At 62.5% G+C, this 6,502-nt stretch carries 9 protein-coding genes and 1 tRNA gene; 4 read left to right on the top strand and 6 right to left on the bottom strand.

The genetic code is table 11. From position 1 onward, the window contains the following. Window positions 1-156: 156 nt before the first annotated feature. Window positions 157-1,689, top strand: coding sequence for a plasmid pRiA4b ORF-3 family protein (locus tag E3O45_RS04320; RefSeq protein ID WP_134442031.1), 1,533 nt, complete (start codon window positions 157-159; stop codon window positions 1,687-1,689). A 364-nt stretch (window positions 1,690-2,053) separates the two neighbouring features. After that, on the top strand, window positions 2,054-2,623 hold the full coding sequence (locus E3O45_RS04315) for a hypothetical protein (protein ID WP_134442029.1): 570 nt from the start codon (window positions 2,054-2,056) through the stop codon (window positions 2,621-2,623). Here the strand turns inward: E3O45_RS04315 and E3O45_RS04310 are convergent. The 3 genes from E3O45_RS04310 to E3O45_RS04300 all read right to left on the bottom strand — a co-directional run bounded on the left by E3O45_RS04310 (window position 2,610) and on the right by E3O45_RS04300 (window position 4,067). Then, window positions 2,610-3,008 (bottom strand): DUF1294 domain-containing protein, encoded by a 399-nt coding sequence (locus tag E3O45_RS04310; RefSeq protein ID WP_134442028.1) that lies wholly within the window; start codon window positions 3,006-3,008, stop codon window positions 2,610-2,612. The two genes, E3O45_RS04315 and E3O45_RS04310, sit on opposite strands and share 14 nt — an antisense overlap. A gap of 53 nt (window positions 3,009-3,061) precedes the next feature. Continuing rightward, window positions 3,062-3,799 (bottom strand): flavodoxin family protein, encoded by a 738-nt coding sequence (locus E3O45_RS04305; protein ID WP_134442026.1) that lies wholly within the window; start codon window positions 3,797-3,799, stop codon window positions 3,062-3,064. A 64-nt stretch (window positions 3,800-3,863) separates the two neighbouring features. Then, the gene (locus E3O45_RS04300) at window positions 3,864-4,067 is read right to left on the bottom strand and encodes a hypothetical protein (protein WP_134442024.1); all 204 of its coding nucleotides are present in this window, start codon (window positions 4,065-4,067) and stop codon (window positions 3,864-3,866) included. Here E3O45_RS04300 and E3O45_RS04295 point away from each other — a divergent pair. Further along, window positions 4,066-4,269: a hypothetical protein gene (locus tag E3O45_RS04295; RefSeq protein WP_134442023.1), complete on the top strand. Its 204-nt coding sequence runs from the start codon at window positions 4,066-4,068 to the stop codon at window positions 4,267-4,269. The two genes, E3O45_RS04300 and E3O45_RS04295, sit on opposite strands and share 2 nt — an antisense overlap. Window positions 4,270-4,406: 137 nt before the next feature. On the opposite strand, the gene E3O45_RS17455 is transcribed toward E3O45_RS04295, so the two are convergent. Then, the gene (locus tag E3O45_RS17455) at window positions 4,407-4,571 is read right to left on the bottom strand and encodes a hypothetical protein (RefSeq protein WP_166789397.1); all 165 of its coding nucleotides are present in this window, start codon (window positions 4,569-4,571) and stop codon (window positions 4,407-4,409) included. Between the two features lie 373 nt (window positions 4,572-4,944). On the opposite strand from E3O45_RS17455, the gene E3O45_RS04290 reads away from it, so the two are divergent. Then, window positions 4,945-5,017: transfer RNA gene (locus E3O45_RS04290), tRNA-Arg, on the top strand. 583 nt (window positions 5,018-5,600) lie between these two features. Here the strand turns inward: E3O45_RS04290 and E3O45_RS04285 are convergent. Together E3O45_RS04285 and E3O45_RS04280 are read right to left on the bottom strand one after the other, a co-directional pair. Beyond that, the gene (locus E3O45_RS04285; RefSeq protein ID WP_134442021.1) at window positions 5,601-6,068 is read right to left on the bottom strand and encodes an integrase core domain-containing protein; all 468 of its coding nucleotides are present in this window, start codon (window positions 6,066-6,068) and stop codon (window positions 5,601-5,603) included. 12 nt (window positions 6,069-6,080) lie between these two features. Then, window positions 6,081-6,368 (bottom strand): hypothetical protein, encoded by a 288-nt coding sequence (locus E3O45_RS04280; protein WP_370450305.1) that lies wholly within the window; start codon window positions 6,366-6,368, stop codon window positions 6,081-6,083. Between the last annotated feature and the right edge of the window lie 134 nt (window positions 6,369-6,502).

Raw genomic sequence — 6,502 nt, 5'->3', positions numbered from 1 at the left:
TTGAACTCCTGGGTAAATTTTCTCCGCGATGCGGTCATGCTGATCTCTACTTTCAGTAACGCCCCATTTTAAGAGGGCCCACTGTCCGAGATATCCGCAGCAGCTCAAACCGCCAACCGTTTTAGGGTCCTGAGCAAGTTCAAATATCCTGTCGGTATGACGACACCGCCCAACCATGACGAGAGTTCCGAGAACGTGACCGACTTCGCTGACTTCAAGGCGCGGTTTGACGCCTCGCCGGCCGGCGCGGGTTCGCCCGACGACTCAGCCCTTGCGTTCGTGGATGCACCGCTCAAGCCGCTCCCACTGCTGACACCACCTGACACTCCGGTTCTGTTCCGCCTCCGCGTCGACCTCGCCGATTCACACCCGCCAATCTGGCGGCGACTCACGTTGCCGTCGAACCTGACCCTCGACGTTCTGCACGACGTGCTGCAGACCGCGTTCGGCTGGACCAACAGCCACTTGCACCGATTCCCGCTCGCCACAGACCGCCACAGTCACGAGACGCAGGGGATCCTCACCCCTTACGACGTTGAGGAGGGCGACGAGGGCGTGCTGGAAAGCGAGCTGCGTCTCGATCAGCTCTTTGCGAAGAAGAATGACTGGCTCCGCTATACCTATGATTTCGGTGACGACTGGGACCACGCCATCAAACTTGAAGACGTCCTGCCGCAGCAGGCGGTGACGGATGCCGCCGTGCGCTGTGTCGACGGTCGCCGCCGGGGGCCGGTCGAAGACGTGGGCGGTATTTACGGCTGGGAACACCTTCTTGCCGTGGCTGCGGGAACGACGCCACCTGACTACCCGGAGCAACGGGAGATCGCCTTCGAGATGGGCTTGCACCGGTTCGTCGACGAGATCGATCTCGCCGAAATCAACCGGGGTCTGGAACGGCTGGCGGGGTCGGACGCCGCACTCGGCTGGCTGCGCCGCCACACTTCCTCGGGCGGCACGCCTTCCAAGCTGGACAGCCTCTTCGCGGGAGTGAGTCCGGACGCGCAGCGTCACCTCGCTGGCTACCTCGCGTCCGCAGACGTGGTGGAGCCGACGCCGATCGATGAGGCCGAGGCCGCGACGGCCACCGCGGTGATCCGGACATTCCTGGGGAACGTGGGCGGCGGAATCCGTTTGACCAGTGCCGGGTATCTCCCTCCCGCGCGCGTCCGGGCGCTGATGGAAGAGCTCGATACAGAGAAGATCTGGCGGGGCGAGGCGAACCGGGAGTTGCAAACCTACCCGCTGCTGTTTCTGCGGGAGACGGCTGCGCAGCTCGGCTTGGTGCGCAAATTCCGGGGCGACCTGCTGCTGACCAAGCGGGGTGCGCAGCTGCGCGATGCTCCGGTGGAGCTGTGGCAATACCTCGCGGCCCGCCTTCCGCTCGAGCGCAGTGATGACGGCCGGGACAGCGCATTGCTCCTCCTGATGCTCGTGGCCGCCGGTGAAGCGCGCTCTTGGGATCGCCTCCGCGAGTCGCTCGATCTGCTCACCTCAATGGTGGGCTGGACTTTTGGCGGGCGAGGGCGCTACGGCAACGACTCCGCGCTAAGCGACGCGTCAGACACCCGACGGGTGCTCGGCTGGGCGGGAACGGGCAGCCTGCTTCCGCCGAGCGGGTCGGTCTCGCACGGACTCGAAACGGATGCCGCACGGCAGCTTGCGCGTGCCGCGCTCACCCGCTGGACGTGAGCCCGAGATTCTCGCGAATGGACCTGCTCAACACCGTCTGGAACGACCCAGCCCGGCCAGGAGGAGCGTTGCAAGGCTGAGGGCGACACTCATGCCTAACCGGATTCCCATGCGTTCACCGCACTCCACCGCACGCATCGCCCTTTCGTTCAGGGTGAATGACGGCCCCACGCATCGGTGTGCGGCTCACGTCAGCACCGAGGACATCGACCAGATGGACGGCAGGACTCACACAATCCGCGCACGGCACGGACCAGTTCCTTCGATAAAATGAAAGTCACCTGCACGAGGAAGTGGTGGCGCAATCATTTGGAACCTGTCCCGGCGTCGTGCTGACGCTCACGCGAACGTCAGAGAACCCGACGTGAACGCTGAGCTGCCCGACCTCGAACGCACCGTCGATGAGGGCCTGCTGATCGCGGTGTCGGCCGTGCGCATGGCCGTGAAGAACGACATCATCGTTGGCGCGCTCCGCGAGCACGACGACTACGATGCCGCGCGGTACGCCGACGATGCCCGCAGTGAGCTGCGCCACCTGGCCCGGCAAAACGAGGAGTACGCACGGCGGGTCAGCCGGATGAGCAAGGACCTCGCGTCAATGAAATGGCGGCTGAGCCTGACCGACGACCAACGACACGACCTCAAGCAGTTCGCCCTGCGCTTGCGGGTGCACGAGCGGCTGGCTCTGGCCCTCGACGCCGTGGCCGATGATGACGACCAGGTGGGACGCATCGTTGCGAGTGCGCAACGGTCGGCGAGTGAAGAGGTCAGCTCGGCCGTCTCATCGAAGCTCATCGAACTGGCCGTCGATCAACGTGAACCCGACTACGCCGAGCATCGTAACGAGCGCCTGGAAGCGTTTGTGCTGATCAATCTGGCCATTTTGAAGGCTAAGCACGAGGCCGAAACCGGGGAAGAATTCAACGAATACTGAACAGCTGGCCGAGCACTTCGTCGAATGCCGGTGAGCTCAGTGTGACGAACAGCCCAACGTTGACGACGACCGTGAGCCAGAACGCGCGGCGAAAGCTCGTCTTCTGCGTTTTGTGCCGAACAGTTTGCTGCGCCAAGATTGCGCCCGGCCAACCGCCGACCAATCCCCAGAGCAGAAGCGTTCGCTCCGATACCCGCCGGCGTGCGGTGCGGGCCCGGCGTTTGTCCACGAGGTAGAGCACGAAGCAGACTAGGCTCGCCGCCAGATAGATGCCGGCCACCCACAGCGGCAGCGACCAGTACCAGCCGACGCCCAGGCAGACCATCGCGAAGCCGGCAATCGCGAAATAGCTGCCGCGGCCCCGGCGAGAGCGGGAGGCAACCATGTCCTCATTTTACCTACCCGGTTTCCGGAATTATCGAGTTTTCGAATTGACGGCTACCGATATTCCGGGTTCGGCTCAAACCCGAAGCGTTCGCCGCGGTCCCAGTCCTGGCGCAGGTTGCCGTACGCCGGGATGCCGCCGTTCTGCTTCAGGATCGAGGCGAGGTGCATGAGGTTCCAGCTCATGAACGTTGTGTTGCGGTTGGTGAAGTCGTTCTGCGGACCGCCAGACCCCTCGTCGAGGTAACTCGGGCCTGGACCGATTTCGCCGATCCAGCCGGAATCGGCGGCGGGCGGAATTGAATAGCCAATGTGCTGCAGACTGTAGAGCAGGTTCGACGTGCAGTGTTTCACGCCGTCTTCGTTGCCGGTGATGATGGCGCCGCCGACCTTGCCATAGAAGATGTACTGGCCCTTCTCGTTGAATTCGCCCGAGTGGGCGTAGAGCCGCTCCACGATGCGTTTGGTCACCGAGCCGTTGTCGCCGAGCCAGATCGGCCCGGCCAGCACGAGAATGTCGGCGGCCTGCACCGCCTCGAACAGGGACGGCCAGGCATCCGTTGGCCAGCCGTGTTCGGTCATGTCCGGGTAAACGCCGGTGGCAATGTCATGGTCGATGGCGCGAATCAGGTCGACCTGCACGCCCTGCTCCCGCATGATTCGAGCGCTGAGATCGACGATGCCCTGGGTGTTGCTCACCTCGGGACTGCGTTTCAGGGTGCAATTGATGAAGACGGCGCGCAGGCCGGAGTAGTCAAAGGCTGCCGCATCGGCGCGGTTGGTTTCATTCACCCAATCAGTCAATCACCCGGCCGAGGCCGATAACAGGGGTTGACTTTACCGTCGATGGTGCGCATCAGCCGGCGCTGCGACCTGAAAGCCGGAGCGCCCGGCTGATATCAGCGGATGCTGCCCGCTCCTGGGTCAGTAGCCCGCGTCGTCCCGCCGCGCGTCGCAGGACCAGGCCGAGACCGGCCAGGTCCAGCAGCAGGATCAGGACCAAGAGCGGCAACGCGTTGGTCCCAGCACTGGCCAGAGTCGAGCCGAAGAGCGGTGTCATGTTCAACGCCGCGGGCAAGGAGTTGCCGGTGCTCACCGAGGCTGCATCGGTGCCGCGAAACAAGACCAATGTCGAGGCAGCCGGCATTGTGCTGGTTGTTGAGAACGGTTTGCTGGCTGAGGAATCACCGAATATTCTCCCGGCACTGTCGCTGAGTGTGATCGTTGCGGACACGTCGCTGATGATCTGGCTGCCTAGATGATTCAGCCGGCTCCGGGCATGCCGTGTGCCTCGGCGGCGTTGGCCGCGCAGATGCCGATGAGCGAGAGGCTCCCGACGGAAGATCGGATGCCGCGCCGGTCGTGTGGCCACCGCCGGAGTTGAGGCTGGTCGATGTAACTACGGCAGAGTGACGTGCGCGAGAGGAGCGGCGACCGCAGCCACGATGGGCGTTACCGGCGCAGCGCCGGGAAACGCGACGACGTTGCCCGCCACGCTGCCTATCTCGGTGGGAAGCCCGGAAAGCAGTGCTGTCGCGATCGAGGTGAGGCGCGGGTGCGGCATCCGCTGTATCGCCGGAGCCTGGCGACAGAGCGCCGAGCAGCAGGGTGACAGCGGCGCACAGCAAGGCGACGCCGGTGCGAAGCAGGGCCAGTCGCAGGATGTGCCCACGCAGTACCGAAATTATTTCGTCCATGAGACACACCCACCCTTATGGGAGATAGAGACTTCGGTAATTACTTTCTTATTTGAGAAGCGCCAACGAATCGGTGTCATCCCCAGAAATCTCAAAACGCGATGACCGCTTAAAAGGCGTTAAAAACTCCAAAAGGGTGTCTCGTGCGTGGCCGGGCATGCCCTCGCGGCGCGGGGAGGTCTCGATAGCTGGTATAGTTTTCAAGTGATCTCGGGGCGTTAAAGTTCGCGGAATCGACATGCGCTCGTAGCTCAACGGATAGAGCATCTGACTACGGATCAGAAGGTTGGGGGTTCGAATCCCTTCGGGCGCACAGATAAACCCCGTCTCATCAGACTTTTAGCCTGGTGGACGGGGTTTTCTCGTTGGGTAAGGTCCCGCTATTGTCCCGCTTTGAATAACGTAGCCAGTGCGTCGCGGGCCTCCGTCACTGACTTCGGGCAACTGATATAACTCTCCTTGGTCAGCGTGTCACTGGCATGCCCGGGCAAATCGGCCGCTGTTTGCGAGCCCTTATCCTCGCTAGTCACTGTGGCGGCAGTTTTGCGCAGCTCGTGCGTGACGAGTCCAGACATTTCGGCGGTCGCGCAAACGAATCGCCAGGCACCCGCAACATTCTTCGGGCTGTACGCCTAGCCGCTCGACGTGGAGAAGATTAGTTCGCCGCTGCGCGGCAACGTGAGGAGTCTGTCCGCAATCCAGTCCGGCACATCGACGGTGCGGCGCGAGCGAGGTGTCTTCGTCTTGCCTTGGTGCCGAGCGTTGGGGCCGCCATCGAAACTCTTGGGCAACTGAATAACTGTTCCGCTGACAGTGATTTGGGTCACCCCGCACCAGAGTCACATCCAGTATCTCTGTGTTGTTTCCCGCTCCTGAGTGTTGAACCGTCCCGGGTTTCATATCGCCGTTTTGTTGGCGGTTTCGATATTTATCGGGCCGTTTGTTTCAGCGTCGTAGTTGCGTTCATATTCTTCGGGCGGCATGTTGCCGAGTGCGCTGTGCAGGCGTCGATTGTTGTACCAATCCAGCCAGTCGAAGGTGAGTTTTTCGACGTCAGCGAGGGTCTTCAATGGGCCCGTCACGAACGGTGAGGTCTTCGCCACGGCCTCGTTCTTGTAGAGCCCCATGACGGTCTCGGCAGCCGCGTTATCGTAGGCGTCGCCGATGGTTCCGATCGAGGCGACGAGCCCCTCGAGCGCGAGGGTCTCTGTGAACTTGATAGACGTATACTGTGAGCCCGCATCGGAGTGATGTATCAAACCGGGCCGTACGGCGTGGCCGGCATGGTCGCGACACCAGAGCGCCATATTCAAACAGACCTCAACGAACGGTGTGTCTTTGACCGTTGACGCATGCCAGCCCACGATCGAACGAGATTACAAGTCGATCGCGAAGGCCACGTAGACGAAGCCGCCCCACGTTGGGACATACGTGAGGTCCGTGACCCAGGAGTGGTTCGGGCGGGGCGCACTGAAGTTGCGTTTAAGTAAGTCAGGGGCTCGCGCTGACTCCTTGCCAGTCGACGCCGAAGCCCGGGGCTTCCGGCCCCGGACGAGGCCGTTCATGCCCTCGAGGCGCATCAAGCGGTCGAACGTGTGCTTCGAAACGCCGGTGAACTCACCCTGGCGGAGCCACGCCGTCATCTTCCGCCGCCCATAGAGAATCTCGGGCTGCTGACGTCCGTGGGCGTCTAGGAGCGTGAGTCAGTAACGCCTATTTCGGCTTGATGCCGCGGAATACGGGTCCATGTCTCGGCGTGGGTTGGGTGTTGCTGGCGCGGTAGCCAATGGGGGAATTG

It is taken from the genome of Cryobacterium sp. TMS1-20-1 (genome assembly GCF_004402355.1).
GTDB classification, from domain to species: domain Bacteria; phylum Actinomycetota; class Actinomycetes; order Actinomycetales; family Microbacteriaceae; genus Cryobacterium; species Cryobacterium levicorallinum.
Note: the sequence above shows the minus strand (reverse complement) of the source record. Positions and strands in the feature narration are given on the sequence as shown.